The following is a 22169-nucleotide window of genomic DNA, read 5'->3' as shown; positions in this document are numbered from 1 at the left end:
TTGGCGTGATTGAAGGCGCTGGCGATCCCCGCCTTTATGACTGGCCCCCCCAGCACGCGCGCTTAACTTGGCCGGGCGGCAAGAACGTGGCGGTATGGGTGGCGCCGAACCTGGAGTATTACGAGATCGACCCGCCGGCTCATCCGCGCCGGAAGGCCTGGGGCCGGCCGCATCCGGATGTGGTCGGCTTTTCCCACCGCGATCACAGCAACCGCGTATCGCACTGGCGGATGGCCGATGTGATGACGAAGCACGGTTTTCTCGGCTCTGTCTCGTTGTCCGTTGCTTTGTGTCAGCATCATCCCGAGGTGGTGGAGGATGCCAATGCACGCGGTTGGGAATTCTTCAGCCACGGAATCTACAACACCCGCTATGCCTATGACATGGCAGAGGAACAGGAGCGCGCTATCATAGAGGATTCGATCCGAACTGTACGCGCTTCCACCGGGCAGACGATAAGGGGCTGGCTGGCGCCGGCGCTTACTCACACGCCACGCACACTTGATCTGATTGCGGAATATGGCCTGTCTTACACCTGCGATCTTTATCACGACGATCAGGTGATGCCGGTGAAGACGAAGACCGGAAGCCTCGTTTCCATCCCTTACAGCCTGGAGGTGAACGATCATTATGGGTTCTTCGTCTACAATATGTCTGGCCGGGAATATGCCGACACGCTGATCCGCCAGTATGAGCGGCTCGCCGCTGAGCCGGGCAGCGTGATGTGCATTCCGCTGCACGCCTATCTGATCGGTCAGCCGCACCGCATCGGGCCGTTCGAACAGGCCCTGAAGCACATCGCCGCCGATGGCCGCGCCTGGATCGCCACAGCCGGAGAGATTGTCGATGCGTGGAAGGCCGGAAGGGCGCAGCAATGACCCTTGATCCTGCCTATCTCGAATATCCCAAGCGCCGCCACGGCTACGACCATGATCTATATGCCTGGTCGGCGCTGCACCAGCGCCCGCCGCTGAAATGGCCGCGCGGCAGCGTGGCGGTGTGGGTGTGCGTCAGCCTGGAGTGGTTTCCGATAATCCCCAGCGACACGCCGTTTCGCGCGCCCGGCCATATGCAGACAGCCTATCCAGATTTCCGCCATTACACGGCGCGCGATTATGGCAACCGGGTTGGCGTGGGACGTTTCCTGGATGCGCTGGGCGCCGCAGGCGCAACCGCCAGTTTCGCCACCAATGCCGCCGTGGCCGAGCGTTATCCCGAACTGCTTGTTGCCGTGCAGGCCGGTGGCCACGAGGTGGTTGCCCATTCGACCGACATGAACGGCACGATCGATTCCAGCCTTTCGGTGGAGGCCGAACGCACGCTAATAGCGGAAGCGCGTGATCGGCTGGCTGCGTGCGGTGTGCAGCCCGACGGCTGGCTCTCCGTCGCACGGAGCCAGAGCTTTAACACGCCCGATCTGCTGGTCGAAGCCGGCTACAGATATGCCTGCGACTGGGTGAATGATGAACTGCCTTATCGCTTCCGCAACGGCCTCATCAACCTGCCGTTGAACCACGAGCTTTCAGACCGGCAGATCAGCGCCGTGCAGCAGCAATCGGCGGATTCATGGGCGCAAAGCCTGGAAGACGCCTTCGACTGGCTGGCCGGCGAAGCTGCTGCAACCGGCTCGGGCCGCATGCTGCCCATCCATGTTACGCCCTACATCATGGGCCTGCCGTATCGCATCGCCGCCTTTGAACGGTTGCTGGATCGGCTGGCGGCGCGGCCTGAATGCTGGTTCGCCAATGGTGGCCAGATTGTTGACCAGTTCACCATGCAGGGACCGAAATGAAGGTCCGCAACCCCCGCACCGGCGAGGAGGATTACAGCTTCACCCCAGCCAGTGCTGCCGATGTCGCAGCAGTGGCGGCGCGGCTGCGCCGCGCGCAGCCGTCGTGGGCGGCGCTTGGTCCAGCGGGCCGGGCCGCTGTGCTGGAGCGTTTTGCGCAGGCCGTGGAGCGTCATCGCGACGCCATAATCGAAGCGCTGGCCACCGATACAGGCCGCATGGCGATTTCGGCGGTGGAGGTAGACAGCCTGGCAGGTACGTTGCGGCGCTGGTCAGCGCGGGGGCAGGCGCTGATGGCCGGTTTCGACAGTGGCGAACGGGCCAGCGCCGCGCCTGGCATCGTGTTGAAAGCGCGGGCTGAGCCCTATCCGTTGTTTGGCGCCATCGCGCCGTGGAATTTCCCGGTGATCCTTTCGCACATCGATGCCATCCCGGCGCTGATGGCGGGCTGCGCCGCTCTGGTGAAGCCATCCGAGGTGACGCCGCGTTTCGTCGAACCGATGCAGGCGGCACTTGCCGAAGTGCCGGAATTGGCCGCGGTGTTTGCCTATGTGCTGGGTGGGCCCGATACCGGGCAGGCGCTTGTTGGTTCGGTGGATTATGTCTGTTTCACGGGATCGACTGCGACGGGACGCAAGGTGGCGGAAACCGCAGCGCGCGCTCTGATCCCGGCCAATCTGGAACTGGGCGGCAAGGACCCGATGATTGTGCTGCCCGGTGCCGATCCGGTGGGGGCGGCGCGGCTGGCACTGCGGGCCAGTGTGGCAGCGACAGGGCAGGCCTGCCAATCGATCGAGCGGGTTTATGTGCCGCGCGGGCTGGCCGAGCCGTTTCTGGCGGAACTGAAGGCACGCGCTGCGGAGGTGCAGCCGAACTGGCCGGATATCAATGCTGGCGGGCTGGGCCCGTTCATCTTTGCTGCACAAGCCGAAAAAGTGGCTGCGCAGATCGATGATGCGTTGGCCAAGGGCGCGCGCCTGCTTGCCGGCGGCAAACCCGAACAATTGGGTGGAGGCTGGTATATGCTGCCGACTGTGTTGGTGGACGTGACGGCCGATATGGCGGTGATGACAGAAGAAAGCTTTGGGCCGGTGATCCCGGTGACGATTTATGACAGCGTGGACGATGCGGTGGCCCAAGCCAATGACAGTGTTTATGGCCTGTCTGCAGCCGTGGTTGGGCCCCGCGAGGCGGCGGAAGCTGTGGCGGAGACGCTGCAGGCTGGCGCCATTTCGATAAATGATGGCGCACTCACCTCGATGGTGTGGGATGCCGCCAACTGTTCGCAAAAGGCCAGCGGGTTGGGGCCAAGCCGAATGGGGGACGAGGGCTTTCTGCGCTTTTTCCGCGCCAAGGCGCTTATCATCCAGACCGGGCAGCCGCTGCCGCTGGCCGCTTATCTGGAGCGCGGTTGATGGGCAATCGCGCTGAACTGGCCGCCGCGATGCCGGCGATGCTGTTGCACGAAGGCCATTGGCAGGGCTGGTATCGGCATTTTTCTGCCGATGGGTCGTTGATGGACGCGCACCGGGTGAGAACCTGGTGCGAGATGCCCGATGACGGCCCGTTCCACTATGTTCAGCATAACTGGCTGGAATGGGATGATGGCCGAAGCGCTACCTATGAATTCGGCGGCACATTGGTTGGCGATCATCTGCACTGGGAGACGGACCGCTTTGCAGGTTATGGCTGGCAGACGGCGGAGGACGTGCTGATGCTGCGGCTCGACCGGCGTGACGTGGCCGATGCCTATTATATTGAGATGATTGCGCAGGCTGCGGACCGTTTGACCCGGGCGCGCACCTGGCAATGGTTCCAAGACGGGCGGCCATGGAAATGGACCTTGTGCAACGAGGCACGGCCATGATGCTGGGGATCCTTGCGCTGATGGCCGCAGCTGCGCCTGCCGAGGCCTGCAACGCGCCGGTGATCATGATCGTGTCCGGGCCTACGCACGACAGGGCGCGCATGCTGGCCTATGGCAAGGCGATTGCCGACAGCGGCCTTTATCAGAAGCTCGGCGGCTATTATGTCAATCTGGCCTTTCCGCAGGCGATTTTCGAAGGCCGTGCTCCACAAAGCTATGTCAACCTGATGGTGCGCTTTCCGTGCATGGCCAACGCAAAGGCCTTCTGGTTTTCAAAGGAATATCAACAAAGGATCAAGCCGTTACGTCTGAACCCGTCGGCGGGGGATTACATCGTCACCGTCTATCCGGAAGCGCCTTTGCGGGCTGACATGGTGGGCAAGGTGGGCGACAATGCGTATCGAGTACCGTTCGGGACGGATGACGTCGAACCGATTGAAGGGGTGAAGCCATGAGCGTGGAACTGCAACATCCGATGAACCCGCAGAAAACGGCGGACGAGGCCGCACGCGGACGCTTTGTTTCGGGCATGCGTAGCCTGATCCTGAATGATCTGGCTGCCGACATGAAAGCCGCTTATGATCGTCGCGCCGTTCCGGCTTGGGAACGCAGCCACGGCGCCCCACCGCAGTCCAGCGCCGAGGCGCACAAAGCGATGCGCGGCGATCCTGCCTTCAATATCTATTCGGCAATGCGGGTGCAGGCACAAAAGATGGTGTGGGCCAGTGTAGCCGAAAGCGTGGAGCGCGAGGCCGAACGACTGGGCGCGGCGGCGCGGGCAGCGGGCGGCAAGGTGGCGCTCAATCCGACGCTGGAAGTGCCGAATAATGTCGGCGCCATCGAAGTACACTTGATGCCCGGCAGCTATACGCGCGGCGGTGACAGCCTTGAGGCAGGCGCTGTCTATGATCGCGGGCTGGCTGTGTTCTCCATGGGGCTGATGGGGGCGAACCTGGATGATATCGGCCTGTCGATGAGCCGCTATATCCGGTTAAAGTATCCTGATTTCGCGCCGCAGCGCATATTGGATACCGGCACCACCATCGGCCACAACACGCTGCCGTGGAAGCAGACCTATCCGGGTGCCGAAGTGATTGCCATTGATGCGGCGCCGGGCGTGCTGGTTTATGGCGCGGCGCGGGCGGCCATGCAGGGGCAGAATGTGCAATTCGTGCAGATGTGTGCTGACAAGCTGGACTATCCCGATGCCAGCTTTGATCTCGTGTGGTCTTCGATGTTCCTGCACGAATTGTCCAAGAAGCAGCGCGCAGCTGCCTTGGCTGAGGCCTATCGCGTGCTGAAGCCTGGCGGGTTGATGCTGCACATGGAATTGCCGCCCAACGCCGAGATGGGCGCATTCGACGGTTTCTATCTCGACTGGGACAGCTGGTACAACGAAGAGCCATATTACAAGGGCTTCCGCGATGAAAAGCCGCCTGAGCTCTGTGCGGCTGCAAGGTTTGCGCCGACCGATTACTTTCAGTTCGTGGTGCCAAGCATCGGTATTTATGGTGAACAGGCGATTGCCGATCTGATCGCTAGCGAGGCTGCCGAGGCCGTTGGCCAGGCGACGACGGGCAGGCTGGCCGAAGGTGTGATGTGGTTCGGTTTCGGGGCGTGGAAGAAATGAGCGAGACCCCGCGCCCGGACGATACGCCTCCCGGCCTGTACGACGAGACGGGAAATGCGCGCTTCTTTGCCGATCCGGCAATGGACCGCTTCGTTGCGGTAGTCATGAATATGGCCCAGGAAATGTGGGTGCAGGAAGAACGCTTGCTGACTCTGGAAGAAGCAGGGGGCTCGGCGCCGGTGGACCGGGAGGCCAAGCTGAAAGCCTTCATCGACCGATTGTTTGCGCCAATTCGCGGGGCCTAGACGCCGGCTCTCACCGGGTTGAAGCCCATCAGATCTTGATTGGCCATCGGCACCGCAGAGGGCGCCAGCGTGTCGGGGTCCATAGCTTGCGTCATCTCGCCCTGGCGGCGTGACATCGTCTGCATGGTTTCGCAACGGCTGTGTCGGGCCGCTTCATAGCGTGCCAGTGCTGCTGCGAGATCGGGTTCAAGCGCCAAGCTGCGGGCCAGCGCCCAGCCATCCTCGATCGCCATGGCAGCGCCCATACCAAGGAAAGGCAGCATGGCATGCGCGGCGTCTCCAAGAAGGGTGATGCGGCCTTCACTCCAGCGCGCCAGCGGCTTTCGGTCATAGAGCCCCCACTTAATGACGGAATGTGCCTGTGCAATGAGGCCTGTTGCATCAGGGTGCCAATTGGGGAAAGCGGCGCCAACTTCGGCGATGCTGGACGATAATGACCAGCCTTCCGGCACTTCCTCACCTGTTTCGGCAAGGCCGGCGCAATTCACCACCTTTCCGCCCTGCATTGTGTAGCGGTTGAAAGTGCGCTTTGGTCCGATGAAGATCGCGCTGCGCCCCTGGCCCATGAAGGGCGCAGCCAAGGCGGCGGGTACGAGAAAGCGGAAGGCGACATGGCCGGTGAAGCGCGGCGCATCGCCAGAGTGTAGCAGGGCGCGCACCGCCGATCGAATGCCATCGGCGCCAACGATCAGCCTGCCAGCGGCGCTGCTGCCGTCAGCAAAATGGGCGGTGACACTGGCGCTGTCCTGTTCAAAGCCGGTCAGGCGCTTGCCGGTATGAACCGGTATGGAAAGGCGTGCGGCGTGTGCCAGCATGACCGCCTGCAGATCGCCGCGATAAATGTGGCGCACGATGTCGGTTCCGCCATCATCGGGCGTGCCGTCGCCGGCATCGGGGGTGCCCATCAGCAGACGCGCAGTCTTGTAGTGAAGAAAGGGCAGGCTACCGGCGGGGCAGGCCAATGCGGCCACATCAGCTTGCAGGCCAAGATCGCGGAATACATGCTGCGCGCCTCGACCCAGCGTGAGGCCAGCGCCGGTTTCCGTCAAAGCGCTGGCCGCCTCGTAAACGGTAACAGGCAGCCTGGCGCGGGCCAGTGATATGGCGGTGACAAGACCGCCCAGGCCCGCGCCAATGATCAAGATCATCGTGTGAGTTCAAGCAGCTCGTAGCGATTCATCATGTAACCGTCGATTCTGCCATACACCAATATGCAGTCATCATCAGCGGTGACCCAGATGTCGTAATCAGGGTGGGTCTTGCCGCCCATGCCATCCGTGCTGTCATCCACAAAGCGGAAGTGGCGGCATTTGAAGGTGCCGGCGGCAACAGTCTTTTCCGTCTCGCCGACATACTCCAGGTTGATCTTCACTTCAGCGATCAATGGTGGAGTGGCGCCTCGATGATCGGGGGAAGGCAGGAAGACGCGCATGAGGCGGCGGTGCGGGCCTTTGCTCACGTCCATGGCACGGGTGAGATAGCCGTCACCAACGACCGGGTGTGTGCCGAACGCGTCGAAGCGACCTTCCGCAGGGCGGCTCTGCGAGATGCGGCCCAGCGATGGGCTTTCGCTTTCGCATTCAAGGCTGCCGGTCGCCGGATCATGGCGCATCCAGCCGCTGCCCAGATAGGCATCGCCGATGGTGAGGTGCACATGCAGGTTGAGTGGTATCATGCCGGGACCAAGGTGATAGATCACATCGCGTAGAACGGTGGGATCAGGTTCCTCGATTTCGCAGCTGGCACGCAGGATCACGCTGCCATCGGCATGGTGCGTGAAACGGAAACTTTCCCGCCCGCGTTCCTGGCCTTCCTTGCCCGGCTTCATGCTGGTGTAGCGGATGGTGCCGGCGACTGTTCGGTGTTTCATATCACGTCGGCCTTTCCAAGTTTATCAATGACATCGCGTTGCATTTTCAGGAACAGGTCGCGGTCGGGAACATGTGGCTTGCCGTCCGGGGTCAGCATCAGATTGCCGGCCTGAAAATTGTCCGCAGCAGCCGCATAGGCCGGGGCGAATAGGCCGGGGCGCTGCCGGGCGAGACTGTTGATCATTGCTGGCTGGCGGCGCTGCTCGCGGCTGTGGGCGATGTCGATCTCGGCAAATGCGGTGAAGGTTTCGCCACTGCCGGATTGGGCGAGCAGCTTGCCGCTGGGCGCCACGATCTGGCTGTTTCCATCCGCGCTCATCAGGGGCAGCGCCGAGCCGGCGATGCCGGCGGTGTTGGCAGAAACCACGTAGGCCGCGTTTTCAAATGCACGGGCGCGCTTGGCGATATCCTTGGCGGTGGCCAGCGGCGAGCCGATCTCGGAGCTGGAATGCACGAAGACCTCGGCACCATTGAAGGCGAGGCAGCGGGCGATTTCGGGATAGAGGATCTCTTCCGATGCGATTGCTGCCAATCGGCCAATTTCGGTATCGGCAACGGGAAACAGGGCATCGGCACCATAGGCATCGATATAGCGATCAAGCACATCGTGTGGGGAGGGCGCGAACATCGAGATCAGCCGTCGGTAGCGCAGCACCACGTTGCCCGACGGCGCAACGATAAAGCTCGTTTGGAAATAGAAGCCGGGGAAAGCCGCGTCCGTCTCATAAGCGTTGCCAGCGATGAACATTGCCAGACGCTGCGTGATCTCGCCCAGCGCCGTGTATTCAGGGCCATTGGCCGCGAACCCGGCGCGTACCGCGAAGTCGGGTATGGTGACGCGGCCGGGATAGGAGGTGAAGAGATATTCCGGCAGCACCGCCAGTTTCACCGGCGAGCCGCCATATTGTTCGATAAAGATGCGCGCAGAACGGATCTTGCCTTCCAGCGCGGCGATCTGCGCCATGATCTGGTCGCGCGGGTTGGCAGAGGCCTCGACGCTTTGCGCCGTCAATTGCATGGCGACCGCGGTATAGGGCGTCACAGACCGAGAACTCCGGGGTTCATAAAATTGTTCGGGTCAAGCTGCGTTTTGATCGCTCGCAAGAGCGCCCAGACCGCCGGATCGTGGCTGGCTTTGAGGGGGTAGGCGCGAGCAATCTGCAGATGGATGGCACCCAGTGACTGGAAGGCGGCGATAATGGCGCCGCGCAGTTCGTGCACCAGCGCACTGGCGTCTGTATTTGGTGGAAAGCCCTTCATCTTGGCGAGATGCCCGGCTTCCACGGCGTGGCGGTGCAGCGGGTTCAATGCTTCCGGCCAGAAGAACACCGGCTCGATCAGGCAGGCCTGCGGGGAGACGGCGGCCAGCATGGCGCCGGCTTCGACGTCCAGCCGCGCCATATCCTCGGCGCGGGCCGCATAGATCGCTTGGACCATATTCCAGCCTTCGACCAGCTTCGAATGCGGCAGGAAACCGTGGACTGGCACCCAGCGCTCGCCATTGGGCCCAATCATCGAATTGACCGGCGGAAATGGGTTGGCGCGCAGAATCTTCGGAATGCTGTTCTCAACCGTCTTTCCGCCGGCCGCCTCGACGATCCGGGTGATTTCGGTCATGTCGCTCTCGGCTTCCCTTTCGCTGCGGCGTTCGGAGATGCAGTGCAGCGAGAAGGGCACATCGTCGAGGAACGAGCGCCCTGCCAGAGCGACCTTGGCGCCTTCCTTGAGGCCCTTGAGCAGCGACCCTTGCGTTTTCATCATGGAAAGCAGGCTTTTCGCATCGCTTGCGAGGCTCTCGCGCTTCAGGCGCTGGCTTTGCAGGAAGGGATCGAAACCGAAATTTTCGGCCGCCAGTCCATCGCGGGCGATGCCAGCCATGGCGGTGAGTATCTGCTGCGCAGTATCGAATGCGAAGCTGCCATAGGCAAAGCGGCCTTCGCGGACCAGTCGCAGTGTGGCGCGTGCCTTAACCCCGAACGCCCCGCAATCGGCAGCAAAGAGCCCGGTGATATCAGGGCCGTAGGGGCGGAAGAACGCGCTTCCGGTGGAAACGATATGACCATCGGCTAGCACGACATCAAAGTTGAGCGCCGAATCCACAACCGTGCCGGCGTTGGCGCCCCAGAATACGCCGTTCTGGCTCATGCCGCCGCCCACGGTGGCATTGATCCCGCTCAATGTACCCCAGCAGCGGACACGATAGCCCTTGGGGCTCAGGTAACGCCGCAGTTGATCCCAAGTGACGCCGGCTTCAACTGTCACCGTCATGTCGGTTTCATTGAGCGCGATGATCCGGGACAGCGCGCCGGTATCGACCAGAATGAATTGTGGGGTGGGGGAGAGATAACCGCCAGTATAGCTCATGCCGCCGCCGCGCGGCACAATGGCGATGCCTTTCGCGGTGGCAGCAGCGATGCCGACGCTCAACTGCTCCACGCTTTCGGGACGGAACACCGCCAGTGGTTGCGGCCCGGCGGCATACACATCGTGACTGTAGAGCGACAGGCTGTCGGCATCCGTCAGCAGCGTTGATGGTGGCACCGCGCCGTCCAGCACGCTGCCCACCGTGGTGGTGCTCATGGTGTCACTTCCTTCGCGGTGAAGACCGGATAACGGCCCAACGTCAGAAGCAGCAGCGCGCCTGACACGAACAAAAAGGTCGCCGCCATGAGCATCTGATCATAGCTGCCGCTGACATCGCGGATGCGGCCATAGGCAACGGGCGAGATCGCCGAGAAGATACCGAACGGCATGTAGAGCATGCCGTAGATCTTGCCATAATGAGCTATGCCGAAATAGCGACTGGCGAGATAGGCGATCAGATCGGATTCCGCGCCAGCGGCAAAGCCGAGCAGAAAGGCCGATACCCACACCATGGCTTCTGACGTGCTGTTGCCCATCAGCCAGTAACAGGCCAGCGCTGGAATGGTGAGGATGGGCAGACATACGAACGGTGCCCATATGCGATCCAGCAGCCAGCCAGTGATGATGCGGCCCGACAGAAGCGCGATTCCAATCATGCCCATAATTCCGGCGCCATCGGCCGCCGTCAGGCCGTGTTGCTTGATGATTTCCGGCATGTGGATGTGCGCGCCTCCGTAGGCGAGGGCGACGAGCGCGATAGAAATCCATATCGTCCAGAAGCGGCGGTCCTTGGCAGCCTCTGCAAAGGTCACACCCACCAGGCCGCCGCCGGCTGTAATTTCGGGGGGGATTTCGCTGGTACGCGGTTCACGGAACCAAGCCAAGCCAATGGGCAGCGATAGAAGCAGCGGGAACAGCGCGATGACCGGATACATGCCGCGCCAGCCATAAGTGCCGATCGCCCACACCGCGACTTTGGGGACGATCAATGCGGCCAGGCTGGTGCCAACCAGCAATATGCCCAGCGCAAGGCCGCGGCTGCGATAGAACCACATGTTGATCGCCCGGCTCCAGGTGACCGGCGTGGAACCCATACCGACAAGGCCGATTAGGAACCACATGCCGAACCACGCATAGAGCGAGCCGGGGATGAGGCCGATCCCGGCAAACACCAGCGCGAAAGCGAACGTGGAGGTCAGTGCGATGGTGCGGACGCCGAAGCGGTCTGCCGCCGCGCCAATAACCGGGGCGAGCAGGCCGGCAGTGATGCCGAACGCGGTGACGCCGGCCGAAATGATGGCAAAACTCCAGCCGAATTCTTCGTGCAGTGGCCCCAGCACAAAACCGATGGTATTAAACGGCAGCGGTGAGGCCCCACACATCACGCCCAATAGCCCAGCCACCAGTACTTTCCAGCCGGATTTGAACTCGTTGCGGCCCATACTCATGCCAGCGTCCCACCGGTGATCTCTTCAAGCTGGAAAAGCCCGTCCATGTAGCCTTCGACGCAACCCTTCACATAGAGATAATCGCCATCGGCACTGATCCACATGGTATAGGGCGGGTGATTGTTGGTCATGCCGACGAAGCTGAGGCGGTGGCAATCGAAGCGGCCCGCCGGCACCTCCACCAATTCGCGGGCTTCATAGTTAAGGCCGGAGGTGGAAGTGACCAGCATCGGGCCAGTCGCGCCGAAATGGTGCAGGCTGTGCAATAGACTGGGGCCCCAGAAATGGCTGTGGCCGGCCCCCTTATCAAACGGAAAGCTTGCCGCCAGCCAGCCATCGCCAACCAAGGCATGAATGCCAAAACCACGCATCGGCCGGCTGATAGGTTTGCGTTGCGACATGCGACCTTCGGCCAGGGTGGCGGTTTCGGCTTCCGCTTCACAGTCGGTGAAGCGGAACCATCCGCTGCCCGTTGGCCGACCGCCGTTGAGGATGCGGACATGCGCTTCTGTTGGCTGGAACGCGGCATCGACGGATAGCGTTGTGAAGCGCGTCACATCCTCATTGCCGTGGCGCATTTCGCACTGGACCATTAGAGTGCGGCCGCCGTCGCGATCCCGCGTGAGGGCGAAATCTTCCGTGCCCCACAGTGCGTGGCTGGTGGCGCTGCGATAGGCGATGCGCCCCGATCGGCGGGGCAGGGGCCGAAATTCAGCGGGCATGGACAAATTCCGTTAGGTTGCCGTCAACATCTGCCACGGCAAACAGATCGACTGTGCCCAGGCCCTTGATCGGTACGGCACTGGCCTGCTGCACCAGTGTCACTCCGGCTGCGGCGATGGCAGCACGATAGCCGGCAAGATCGCGCACTGTGTAGCGCACAGATAGAATGCCAAGATTGGGCGCACGTGCGTACTGGCTCTGGGAGATGCCACTGAATTCAGTGATCTGCATCATCTCAACCCGGCCGGTTTCGCCGGGAGTTGGGCTTAGCGCGGCGGCGGCGCGCAGCGCCTTGAGCGTGTAATTCAGCGGGATGCCGAAGTTGGAGGGTTCCGGCACGGCGCCGATGGCGTTGGTACCATCGCCATCGAAGACGATGTCAAAGCCGAGTTTGCGATTGTAGAAATCGCGTGCTGCGGCACGATCAGTCACCATTCGCATCGAATTGAAGGCCTCGCTTATACGGCCCAATGGGAAGGCCTCAAACGGGGGCGAAAAGCGCTGATAGACGGCTATATTGATGCCATGCGGGCCAGTGAGGACGACATTGGTCAATTTCGAGCCGAGGAAATCGAAGCGGATGGGCGGACTTTCCGCCCACCAGCCGTGATTGATGGCGGCATCGAACAGACCATCAATATCGTTTGAGCGGACCATGATCGAATAGATGCCACCTGGATCCCAAGCACGGGCCGCCAGTCGGATCGGGCGCTGTGCGACCCCTCTGAAAGTGATAAGGCGCAGGCAGCCGGTGGAAACGCCGGGCGCACACCACAAGGTGAACCGGCCCGATGCGGTGGCCGGCAATTGCCAATAGGCGATTTCCGCCGGCAAGAGCCTGCCGGCTGCCACTTCGCGCCAGCCGCCCGCACTCTTTAGCAGGCGGGTAAAAGGCAGGGGGTCGCTAACGCTGATCACTGCTTCTCGCCACGGCGCCACCCCATGATCAGCAGCCACACCGGCCAGCGCGGGGCTGGCCGATGCGGCTGCAATCAGGGCAACAATCGTGCCGGTGTTTGCCATCAGAAGTTATGGCGGGCGCGAATGGTCCAGGTCCGCGGCGGGTTCAGATAGCTGTGATTGGCCAGACTGGATTCCACAGCTTCCTCATCGAAGCAGTTGCGGCATTCCACTAGAACCTGCCAGCCATCTGCATGTTTCAGCATAAGCGAGGCGTTGGCGATCCAGCGTGCTTGGCTGAACGAGCCACGGATGAAATCACCATTGTAGGCCGTGTTGGATGCATAACGCGTGCCCCCGGCGCTAGTGAAGGCCTGATTAAAGAAGCTTACCGCGCTGGTGCCAACTTCGCTGGACGAGCGCCAGTTGGCGTTGACCGACGGGATAATCGACACCTTGTCGCTGGCCTTCACTTCATAGGTGGCACCCATGCTCATCGTCAAAGCTGGTGTACGCACCGGAGTGGCGATGCTTCCATCTGGCGCGACGATGCCGACACCGCAGGCGCCGGCAACTTCGGCCGTGGCTCCCAGTGCGACACGGCCGGCCGCCAATTGCTGGCGACAGTTGATCTGCTGCGCGGCGACCGACTGGAAGTTGTATTCATCCAGCGCCGGTGCGTTCGACGGCAGCTCATAGCGATCGTCCTGATAACCCAGCGAGCCGAACAGGGTGAGCGCATCGGTTGGCCGGGCCGTGAACTCGGCTTCGATGCCTTTGTTCCGATAGTCGGCGAAGTTGCGGGTAAGGAAGGCGACCGAGCCGTTGGGCCGAACGAAGGCCGACGGCGTTTGCAGGCCTGCGACATCAATGTAGAAGGCGGTCACGTTGAAGCGCAATCGCTTGCCAAACAGATCGGCCTTGAAGCCGGTTTCATAGCTCCAAGCCTTTTCGGGGCCGAAGGGCAACAGTTCTGATGCTGCAGTGCCGCGCGCGTTCCAGCCGCCGGACTTGAAGCCGTTGGTCGCGCTGGCAAACAGCAGGATGTCGTTCGACGCCTTCCACGACATGGCAAAGCGCGGGGTCCACAACTGCACCGTCTGCGCGCGCGGGATTGCGACGCCGTTTGGTGCGCGCAGGTTGATGCTGTCGATGCAACCCGCTTCGATTGAGCCGTCGTTGCAGCTGAACCGATTGTCGCGCATGCCGAAGGTCTTTTCCTCGTCGGTGTAGCGGATGCCGGCGGTCAGGGTAACAGACTCGATCGGGTGTACGTCGATCTGGCCATAGCCGGCCCAGGCTTCAGTGGTATTACGCAAGGTGCGATCGGCCAGAACCAACGGGAAGCCGACCGGACCTGCACTGCCAATGTTGAACAGGTCAGCAAAATCGGTGTTGTTGTTTTCCTTGAAATAATAGAGGCCTGTGACGAGATCGATCAGGCCGTCGGCCAGTGAACCCGACAGTTTCACTTCCTGGGTGAACTGGCGATGGCGGCCATCATTAGCGATGACGAAGCCACCCGGTGTAAAGCTGCGCACTGGCGGAGTGGGGCTGGAAAGCGACGGCAGCGACGTGCCGTCTGCGAAATCGAGCGCGAATTTCTGGCTAAGATCAAGCCAGCCAGTAATGACGTTGAGGTTGATCTTCTCCGAAAGCGCCAAACCGAAATTAGAGGTGAACAGCGTCATTCGTGCCTTGTTGTAGTTGCCGAAGTCATCCTTGAAGCCAGTGAAGCGGTCGCCGAAATCATTGGTGCGGCGCAGGCCAGTGGTGGCAAAACGGCCATCACACTGTGCCGGGTTGGCCGGATTGCAATCGAAGTTCAAGACGTTGGTTGAATCCGCAAAGGTGTGGGTAAAGCTGCCGTTCCAGCTGATGCTGTCGGATAGTTTGGCCCGGGCGCCAAGGCGCAGGCCCCAGCCATTGTTGTTGTTAAGACGCTCGTTGGTCACGGTGTTCCGCACCCAGCCATCATCTTCCTGCCAATAGCCCGATACCTTCAGGCCGAAATTCTCGCTCACCGGCAGATCGACGCCGGCTCTGATCAGCTTTTGCTTGTAAGCGCCAAAGCCGGCCTCGACATAGCCACCGGTCGTATCGCCCGGTTCGCGCATAACAACAGAGATGGCCCCGCCGGTGGTGTTGCGGCCAAAAAGTGTGCCCTGCGGGCCACGCAGCACTTCTACGCGTTCTACATCGAAAAGGTTGAAATTGTTAGCATTCTGGCGGCTGATATAGATGTCGTCGATATAGGTCCCCACGGGCGGATCGAAGGTAGCGATCGATTCGGAGTTGCCTAAGCCACGGAGATAATAAGAATTTGCGGTACCAAGGCCGGTGTTATTGAGGCCAACCAGATTAGGTACGAATTGGGTGAGATCAAGCGCGTTGACCACGCCCCGGGCCTGCAGGGTTTCCGCTGAAAAGGCGGTGATTGCGATAGGCACGTCCTGCGCGCGCTCGCGGCGACGCTGAGCTGTAACCACAATATCCTCGATGATGCCGGTATCTTCCACCACAGTGGCTGCTTGAGCCAATGCAGGAACGGCATCCAGGGTGAGCAGCGCGGTCGCGAGTGCGAGTTGGCTGATAGCGATAGTCCGTACCTTCATGTTCCCATAACCTCCAAAAAAACCGTCCGCCTGGCGGGCGGGTCATTGATCCTGGTGCTGCCCTGCAACTCTCTCAAATGCACGGCCGGCTGCATGACCTACAGCCTGCAGAAGAGTTGTCCGGACATATCTGGGGTTGTCAAGCTACGGTCGGAAACTTGTCCGGACAATTGACCTGCGGCCGCGCGGACGGCATGACGATTTCACGATGACTGTGGCGGCGGTGCCGCGAACGCATTTTCGAGGGGGCGCAGAATGAGCGACCTAATCTATCCCAGCCTGGTCTATGTGCATCTCTTGTTGTTCGTACTGTGGTTGGGGGCCGATGTCGGCGTCTTCCTACTTGGCCAGCATTTTCGCATGCGCCAAGATTACTCGCTTGATCAGCGGCTTGCCCTTCTGAAGCTGCTCGTGCTTGTCGACATGACCCCGCGGACCGCCTGGGCCTTGATGGTGCCACTGTCGCTCACGGTGTCCTTTTCCGGTGGCTGGTGGGATGTGCCGGTGGCGCTCGTCGGCTTTGGCTGGCTAATTGGCGGCTTCTGGCTGTGGCTTGTGTGGGATGCCCATTGGAATGATCAGACCGCGCGCGCGGCGCGAAACCGCCGGATCGAGGGCTGGATACGCTGGATACTGGCGGCCGGCTATATCGTGCTGGGGGCCGAATCACTGGTAACCGGCCATCCGATTGCGGCAGGCTGGCTGGCGTGGAAGGCCTTGTTATTCGGGATGATCTTTGTCGCGGCCATCATGATCGATTTCAGTTTCAAACCCGTCGGTCCGCAGCTTATGAAACTGATCGCCGAGGGATCCAGCGACGCCACCGAAATCCCACTGCGGACCACCATGGACAAGACCCGCCGCTGGGTGATGTTGACCTATTTCCTGCTGGTCGCGACCAGCTGGCTTGGCGTGGTCAAACCAGTCGCCTGAGCAGCGTTGCCCGTCGGCAACAGCATGCCGCAATTTGTCCGGACAGCTTTGGCGTTGACGGAATTTGTCTGGACAAATTTTCGCGTTGTCGCCCTAAATGCCGCAACAGTCCTGACGCTGGGGATTGACGGCCCTATTGGGGAGAATGAGATGACCGGTTGGACACGCGCACTGCTGATGGGCGCCACCTTGCTGACGCCTGCAATGGTGTCGGCGCAGACCGCCACAATCGCCAAGGAAGCTGTCGCTGCCGAAGAAATCATCGTGACCGCGCGCAAAAAGGAAGAGCGTCTTGTCGATGTTCCGCTGACGATCTCGGTGGTCGGCGCCGAGGCCATTGATCGCGCCAATCTCGACAATATTTCGGACATTGCCAGGCAGACCCCCGGCTTCTCGTTCAAGCAGGGCTTTGGTCGCACGGGCGGTGGCGGCGGCGCGGGCGTTCGGCCTTCGATCCGCGGAATGTCTTCGGTCGTCGGACAGCCCAATGCTGCCTTTTTCATCGACGGCATTTTCGTCTCGGACAACATCAGCAGCTATCAACTCGACAATGTCGAACGGGTCGAGGTGATCAAGGGGCCGCAGTCGGCCCTGTTCGGGCGCGGCACCTTCGCCGGTGCGATTAACTATGTGACGCGCAAGCCAACCAATGAGTTCACCGGCCGCGCGAGACTTACTGTCGGCCAATACGACAACTTGGAAGTATCAGGGTATATTTCCGGTCCGATCATAAAGGATGTGCTTCTATTCGAGTTCAACGCGCGCAGCTACAATTTCGGCGGCGACTACAAGAACGCGGCAAGCGGCAAGCGCGATCTAGGCGACCAACACAGCACCAATGTCGGCGGACGCTTGCTGTTTAAGCCTGCCGACGCGTTCGAAGCCATCGCCTCGTTCGGGTTCAGCAAAGATCAGGACACGGCCTATGTTTACAATCCGCAGGGATCGCTGAAGAACAACTGCTTCGCGCCGCCGATCATTGCGACGGTGCCGTTTCCGCGAACCAATACAAGCCGCCGCGGCTTTTATTGCGGTGAGGTTAAAACGTTGCCGTCCTATTTTGCCAATAACGACGCGCTCGCGGCCCTTGGATATCATGGTCTGGATCGCAAATTCTATCGCGCCAACCTGGCGATGACCTACACCACGGAGGGCGGTACGACGCTGACTTCCAACACTTCCTACAATCACAACTACAGCATCACCGGACAAGACAATGCGACCTTGGTGACCGCTGTTCCGTCATTCGCCATCGATGGTTCAAAGAACCAGGATTTCAGCCAAGAATTCCGTCTCTCCAGCCCGCAGGACAAGCGAATTCGGGGTGCCATTGGCGCGTACTTGTACAACGAAGACGTGCTTCCGGGTTTCGAGGTCAATGCCGCGACCAATACCCGCCGTCCTTACGATAGCCCCAACGGCGTGCGCAGCAAGTCGGTGTTTGGAATGCTGGAAGGTGACGTAACCGAGCAGTTGACTGTGAGCGCCGAAGCCCGTCAGCAATACGACCGGATTATCGGATCGACGCGCGTTTTGGGTCCGGTGGGCGGGCCACCGGCTGCAGCGATCAACGTCAAGGAAAAGAAGTTTGATGCCTTGTTGCCGCGCTTCACGGCGCGTTATAAAATTCACGAAAACCTGAATGTCTATGCGACGGCTGCAAAGGGCAACAAACCCGGCGGATTCAATAATTTCCCAACCGACGCTATTGCCTCGGACACAGCCACCTTTGCCGCGTCCGGATTTGCAACCTTCGACGAAGAGAGTGCGTGGAGCTACGAGCTTGGCGTCAAAGGACGGACCCGGGGCATCAATTTCGCGGTGGCGGCCTTCTACATCGATTGGCAGAAGCAACAGCTGAGCCGGGGCGAAGCCTACACCCGCACGACCGGAACGCCTAACAGCGTAGTCTTCATCCAGAACGCCGGTGAGTCGGAAATCAAGGGTTTCGAGTTCGATGTGTCCGGCAAGCCCGCTGACTGGCTGTACTTGCGCGCCGCCTACACCTTCGTAGACGCCAAGTTCACGCGCTTCTTCGACGACACGACCGAGGAGATTTTCGACACCGACGGCCGTTCGGCGTTCCGTAGCGACGATACGCCCAACCCGCTCGACGTCGACGGCCCAAGCTTTGGCGACGTCAGCGGCAACCGGTTACCGCAAACGCCGCAGCATCAGGCCATCTTTACGGCGGAGGTCAATCGCCCCGTCAGCGGCGATCTCGAATTCACCGCGCGCGGTGACCTCTCCTATGAATCAAAGCGGTATAGCCAAGTCGACAATCTTAACTGGGCTGGCGACAGCTTCAATCTGAACGCTAGCCTCGGTCTTCAAAAGGCCAACTGGTACGTCAGCCTGTTCGCGCGAAACCTGCTGCAGGATCGCACACCGCTGGTGGTGACCCGTATCCTCGACTTCAACAGATTGCTGACCCGCGTCAATCCGTTGACCGGGCTCAACCAGACCACCTTCTTCCGCGATTTCTTTGTGTCGGCTCCGCGCAAACGGCAGTTCGGCATTAATGCGTCGTATAAATTCTAGCAAAGCACCTAGGCAACCTGCCGTGGTTGCCTGAGCGCATCGGTGCGGACTGATCTGGTCCGCAGACTATCGGGAGGATGGCATGGCGGTATCGACCTTGACACTACGGCGCTGGCACCGCCGGTTTGCGCTGGTGCTCGGACTGTTCTTTGTCGTCCAGGGCATCACCGGCGCGATCGCGCAAAACCGGTTCTGGCTACTCCAGGCTACCGATCCCGGCCTTTATCGGGCCGACGGCAGCGGTCCGCCCGCCCCGCCGGGCGACATCCTCGCCGATATTCAGCGGGAACGTCCCGGCTTTCAGGTTGCGCACATGATGTATCCGGCGGCTGTCTCGCCCAACACCGCCATCGTCGTAATGGGCGGTCGCGACATCACGAGGCACGATATGTCGCGCATGGTTCTGGTCAATCAGTTCGAGGACAAGGTCATCACCGAACAGTCGGCGACAGCGGGCTGGGTCGGTATCGCTTCCGCGATACACAAATGGCTGATTTTCGGCACGCCAGGCAAGATCATCCTTACCATACTCGGGATTGGCGTGGTCACCTTCTCAGCGCTCGGCATCGTGATCTGGTTCCGGACGCGGAACACCAGCCGCAACGTCAAGGGCGTGGTCAAATTCCACCGCACCGCCGGTATCGTCGCTGGACTGTTCATCATCTCGGTCGCGGGCACCGGCACCGCGCTCAACCTCTACACCTGGGCCGAGAAGACCTCGGGCCGTTCGGTGTTCAAGAGCAATATGGAGATGCCCGCCGGGCATGCGGGAATGGCAATGACCCCCGCCGTCGATGCCAACACAGCGTACGCCAGCGCGCAAAAGACAGTCGGCAATCTGCACATGATCGCGTTCGGACCGGCGGGGCCGCACGCGGCCAACTACTGGTTCGCATTCATGGACAAGCAGCTGAAGCGGACCGACGTGCTGGTCGATCCGCAGACCGGCAAGGTGGTCGGCAGCTATCCGACCGGCCTGACAAGCGGCGGCGACGGCGTCCGTGGTTGGCTGTTTCCGGTCCATAGCGGCTACGTCATCGGTCCGGTCGGCGGAGTGATCTATTCGATCATCGGCGTGTCGGTGAGTTTGTGGGTGGCGACGGGCTTCATCATGTGGCGGCGCGGGCGCAAGCCGAAGCGTAGTACGGCGGTATTGGCAGACGCCTGATGCCGCCGAGGATGCACCGCGTCGTGCGCGCAGTCCACAAATATGCCGGGCTGACCGCGTGCGCGTGGCTGCTGGTGCTAGCGCTGACCGGTATTGCGCTCGATCATCACGAGTGGCGCTGGCTCAACCAGACCAGCGTTCCGTCGGCGTGGACGTCTAAGCAGATCGGGCGGCTGGTGCCGGCCACTATCATGCGCCACATCGCGGTCGCCGATGGTGTCGTGCTCGGCGCGTCCGAGCGCGGAGCGTGGCGCTCGGCGGACGGCGGCAAGACGTGGGTGCTGGTGGCGTTCGCGGGCCGCGCCGACCAGCCGCAGGTCTATGGCTTCGCCGAACTCGCCCGGCAGCGCTTCAGCGGCCTCTATCTCGCCACGGACGATGGGCTGTGGGCCACAGCAACCGACGGTATGTCCGCCCACCGCCTCGCGCTGGCAGGTGTTCGCCTGACCGCGATCAGTCCCGGTGCCGACACGGCGTCGCTCGTCGCTGTCCGCGACCGCAGCGACCTGCTGCGAATCGTGCCTGCGACTGGTGCCGTGACCGACCTCTCCATCGCCGCCAATCTGACCGGCCTGAATCCCACGATGCCGCTCGGCCGCGTGGTGATGGACGTGCATTTCGGTCACGGCCTGCTGCCCGGCGCGTGGTCGATCCGCTTGAACGATCTCGGGGGCATCGCCATGGCGGTGTTGGCGCTCACTGGGCTCGGCTATTGGTGGGTGACGCGGCGCGGGCGGCGGCGCGGCCTGTTGATGGACACGCAACGCAGCGCCATCCGCTGGCTCTACCGCTTTCACGGCCCGCTGGTCGGCCTCTTGGCCGTGCTGCCGATCCTCTACCTGTCAGTGACCGCAATCCCGCTTAACCACATCTACGGCTTCCTCTGGTGGGCCGAAGGACGGACGGTCGAACGGTTAAGCTTACCCCCTGCGTTCCGCGGTGTGTCGCTCGATCACGAAATCGACGGGGTGGCGTCGTGGCCCGGCGAGGCAGCACGGATCGGCATCGCCACGCGCTTCGGCCTGCTCGAAAGTCGCGATGGCGGACGCAGCTGGCGCCCCGATCCCAGCCTGCCGGTCCCCGACGGCGATGCCGGGGGCAATCTGTTCCGCGTCGAGGATCAGCTATTCGCGGGCTTTGGCCGTGAGGGCAATTTCCGGCGCGGCCCCGGCGGTGGGGCGTGGCGCAAGATCGACGGTCCCAAGACCGCGATCACCGGGGCGTCACGCGACGGCGGCGTCTGGTACGTCAAGAACAGCAAGGCGATTTTACGAGAGGGGAACGCGCCCGGCAGCTTCGTCGATAGCAGAATTTCGGTCCGTGCCGCCGCACCTGGCACGCCGCTGTTCCTCGTCATGGCCGACCTGCACGCCGGGGTGATTTTTCACGAGCAGTTTAAATGGGCAAACGACCTGTTCGCGGCGCTCGCGGTGCTGCTGGCGCTAAGTGGGCCGTTAATCTGGCTCAAGCGGAAATGGCTGTGAGCACGTTTGGCGATGTTACAGCGTCGGCTTTTGACAGTGCCTAGGCTCAGGGCTCGTTGATGAACAGCCAGAAGATAACGGTGGCCGCGATCGCGATGGTGGAGAGGAAGACGGCCGGGGATCGATCGTAACGGGTGGCGACACGCCGCCAGTCCTTCGGGCGGCCGAACATGAGCTCAATGCGGCTGCGGCTTTGGTAGCGGCGCTTATGGTATTTGATGGGTATAGCCCGGGATTTTCGTCGCGGAATGCTGGGCGTTATGCCCTTTGCCTGAAGGGCGTCCCTGTACCAGTCTGCGTCGTAGCCGCGGTCGGCGAGCATGTAAGTTTGACGATCTAGCGGGACATTGAGTGCATGAGTTTATAGGCGTTCGCGGAGCGCTTCATAGGGTGTTTTGCCATTGAAGGCACCGTGTGGCCGATTGAAGTTGTAGAAGTTCTCCCACTCGGCAAGCTTGGCTTCGAGATCGACGTCGTCTTTGTACGACAGGAGTTGGTAAAACTCCTGCTGGTCAGAGCGATGGGAACGCTCGACCTTGCCGTTGAGCTGTGGGGTTCCGCGCTTGATGTAGGCATGGCGGATGCCCTGAT

General features: G+C 61.4%; 20 protein-coding genes and 1 pseudogene. 11 read left to right on the top strand and 10 right to left on the bottom strand.

Annotation, left to right across the window (positions count from 1 at the left end; genetic code table 11):
- Positions 1 to 5: 5 nt before the first annotated feature.
- The 7 genes from Q7O19_RS08370 to Q7O19_RS08340 are packed head-to-tail and all read left to right on the top strand — an operon-like array spanning position 6 to position 5531.
- A complete protein-coding gene (locus tag Q7O19_RS08370; RefSeq protein ID WP_303809871.1) occupies positions 6 to 878 on the top strand; it encodes a polysaccharide deacetylase family protein in 873 nt (290 codons plus the stop codon).
- Positions 875 to 1792: a polysaccharide deacetylase family protein gene (locus tag Q7O19_RS08365; RefSeq protein ID WP_303809869.1), complete on the top strand. Its 918-nt coding sequence runs from the start codon at positions 875 to 877 to the stop codon at positions 1790 to 1792. The genes Q7O19_RS08370 and Q7O19_RS08365 overlap by 4 nt, the downstream gene beginning before the upstream one ends.
- On the top strand, positions 1789 to 3204 hold the full coding sequence (locus Q7O19_RS08360; protein WP_303809868.1) for an aldehyde dehydrogenase family protein: 1416 nt from the start codon (positions 1789 to 1791) through the stop codon (positions 3202 to 3204). Before Q7O19_RS08365 ends, Q7O19_RS08360 begins: the two co-directional genes overlap by 4 nt.
- The gene (locus Q7O19_RS08355) at positions 3204 to 3656 is read left to right on the top strand and encodes a hypothetical protein (RefSeq protein ID WP_303809867.1); all 453 of its coding nucleotides are present in this window, start codon (positions 3204 to 3206) and stop codon (positions 3654 to 3656) included. The genes Q7O19_RS08360 and Q7O19_RS08355 overlap by 1 nt, the downstream gene beginning before the upstream one ends.
- Positions 3656 to 4111 carry a DUF1330 domain-containing protein gene (locus Q7O19_RS08350; protein WP_303809866.1) on the top strand — a complete coding sequence of 152 codons (456 nt, stop codon included), beginning with the start codon at positions 3656 to 3658 and terminating at the stop codon, positions 4109 to 4111. Before Q7O19_RS08355 ends, Q7O19_RS08350 begins: the two co-directional genes overlap by 1 nt.
- Positions 4108 to 5286 (top strand): class I SAM-dependent methyltransferase, encoded by a 1179-nt coding sequence (locus Q7O19_RS08345; protein ID WP_303809865.1) that lies wholly within the window; start codon positions 4108 to 4110, stop codon positions 5284 to 5286. The genes Q7O19_RS08350 and Q7O19_RS08345 overlap by 4 nt, the downstream gene beginning before the upstream one ends.
- Positions 5283 to 5531 (top strand): hypothetical protein, encoded by a 249-nt coding sequence (locus tag Q7O19_RS08340; protein ID WP_303809864.1) that lies wholly within the window; start codon positions 5283 to 5285, stop codon positions 5529 to 5531. Before Q7O19_RS08345 ends, Q7O19_RS08340 begins: the two co-directional genes overlap by 4 nt.
- On the opposite strand, the gene Q7O19_RS08335 is transcribed toward Q7O19_RS08340, so the two are convergent.
- Genes Q7O19_RS08335 through Q7O19_RS08300 form a run of 8 tightly spaced genes read right to left on the bottom strand, consistent with a single transcriptional unit; the run spans position 5528 to position 15452 of the window.
- Complete coding sequence (locus Q7O19_RS08335; RefSeq protein WP_303809863.1) at positions 5528 to 6679, bottom strand: FAD-dependent monooxygenase; 1152 nt, start codon at positions 6677 to 6679, stop codon at positions 5528 to 5530. The two genes, Q7O19_RS08340 and Q7O19_RS08335, sit on opposite strands and share 4 nt — an antisense overlap.
- Positions 6676 to 7401 (bottom strand): hypothetical protein, encoded by a 726-nt coding sequence (locus Q7O19_RS08330; protein ID WP_303809862.1) that lies wholly within the window; start codon positions 7399 to 7401, stop codon positions 6676 to 6678. The genes Q7O19_RS08335 and Q7O19_RS08330 overlap by 4 nt, the downstream gene beginning before the upstream one ends.
- Positions 7398 to 8444: a nitrilase-related carbon-nitrogen hydrolase gene (locus Q7O19_RS08325; RefSeq protein WP_303809861.1), complete on the bottom strand. Its 1047-nt coding sequence runs from the start codon at positions 8442 to 8444 to the stop codon at positions 7398 to 7400. The genes Q7O19_RS08330 and Q7O19_RS08325 overlap by 4 nt, the downstream gene beginning before the upstream one ends.
- Entirely contained in the window at positions 8441 to 9982 is a 1542-nt protein-coding gene (locus tag Q7O19_RS08320; RefSeq protein WP_303809860.1) for an FAD-binding oxidoreductase, read from the bottom strand. The genes Q7O19_RS08325 and Q7O19_RS08320 overlap by 4 nt, the downstream gene beginning before the upstream one ends.
- Positions 9979 to 11214 (bottom strand): MFS transporter, encoded by a 1236-nt coding sequence (locus Q7O19_RS08315; RefSeq protein WP_303809859.1) that lies wholly within the window; start codon positions 11212 to 11214, stop codon positions 9979 to 9981. Before Q7O19_RS08315 ends, Q7O19_RS08320 begins: the two co-directional genes overlap by 4 nt.
- The gene (locus Q7O19_RS08310) at positions 11211 to 11936 is read right to left on the bottom strand and encodes a hypothetical protein (protein WP_303809858.1); all 726 of its coding nucleotides are present in this window, start codon (positions 11934 to 11936) and stop codon (positions 11211 to 11213) included. Before Q7O19_RS08310 ends, Q7O19_RS08315 begins: the two co-directional genes overlap by 4 nt.
- Positions 11926 to 12960: a VOC family protein gene (locus Q7O19_RS08305; RefSeq protein ID WP_303809857.1), complete on the bottom strand. Its 1035-nt coding sequence runs from the start codon at positions 12958 to 12960 to the stop codon at positions 11926 to 11928. The genes Q7O19_RS08310 and Q7O19_RS08305 overlap by 11 nt, the downstream gene beginning before the upstream one ends.
- Positions 12960 to 15452 carry a TonB-dependent receptor gene (locus tag Q7O19_RS08300; protein WP_303809856.1) on the bottom strand — a complete coding sequence of 831 codons (2493 nt, stop codon included), beginning with the start codon at positions 15450 to 15452 and terminating at the stop codon, positions 12960 to 12962. Before Q7O19_RS08300 ends, Q7O19_RS08305 begins: the two co-directional genes overlap by 1 nt.
- A gap of 255 nt (positions 15453 to 15707) precedes the next feature.
- Between Q7O19_RS08300 and Q7O19_RS08295 the strand changes: the two genes are divergently transcribed.
- From Q7O19_RS08295 to Q7O19_RS08280, 4 genes are all read left to right on the top strand, one after another.
- Positions 15708 to 16385, top strand: a complete 678-nt coding sequence (locus tag Q7O19_RS08295; RefSeq protein ID WP_303809855.1) for a hypothetical protein — start codon at positions 15708 to 15710, stop codon at positions 16383 to 16385.
- A 24-nt stretch (positions 16386 to 16409) separates the two neighbouring features.
- On the top strand, positions 16410 to 18926 hold the full coding sequence (locus Q7O19_RS08290; protein WP_303809854.1) for a TonB-dependent receptor: 2517 nt from the start codon (positions 16410 to 16412) through the stop codon (positions 18924 to 18926).
- Between the two features lie 82 nt (positions 18927 to 19008).
- Positions 19009 to 20094 (top strand): PepSY domain-containing protein, encoded by a 1086-nt coding sequence (locus Q7O19_RS08285; RefSeq protein WP_303809853.1) that lies wholly within the window; start codon positions 19009 to 19011, stop codon positions 20092 to 20094.
- Between the two features lie 11 nt (positions 20095 to 20105).
- A complete protein-coding gene (locus tag Q7O19_RS08280) occupies positions 20106 to 21578 on the top strand; it encodes a PepSY domain-containing protein (protein ID WP_303809852.1) in 1473 nt (490 codons plus the stop codon).
- A 46-nt stretch (positions 21579 to 21624) separates the two neighbouring features.
- Here Q7O19_RS08280 and Q7O19_RS08275 read toward each other — a convergent pair.
- Both Q7O19_RS08275 and Q7O19_RS08270 read right to left on the bottom strand, forming a co-directional pair.
- Positions 21625 to 21903 (bottom strand): annotated as a pseudogene (locus Q7O19_RS08275) (transposase); the annotation flags it as partial.
- Positions 21904 to 21939: 36 nt separating this feature from the next.
- Positions 21940 to 22169 (bottom strand): integrase core domain-containing protein (locus tag Q7O19_RS08270; RefSeq protein ID WP_303809851.1); only part of this gene is annotated, 230 nt, incomplete at its 5' end.

The sequence above is a fragment of the Sandarakinorhabdus limnophila DSM 17366 genome, from assembly GCF_945882885.1.
Lineage (GTDB): Bacteria > Pseudomonadota > Alphaproteobacteria > Sphingomonadales > Sphingomonadaceae > Sandarakinorhabdus > Sandarakinorhabdus limnophila_A.
The sequence above is the reverse complement of the archived record's forward strand: the minus strand, read 5'-3'. Positions and strand labels throughout refer to the sequence as shown.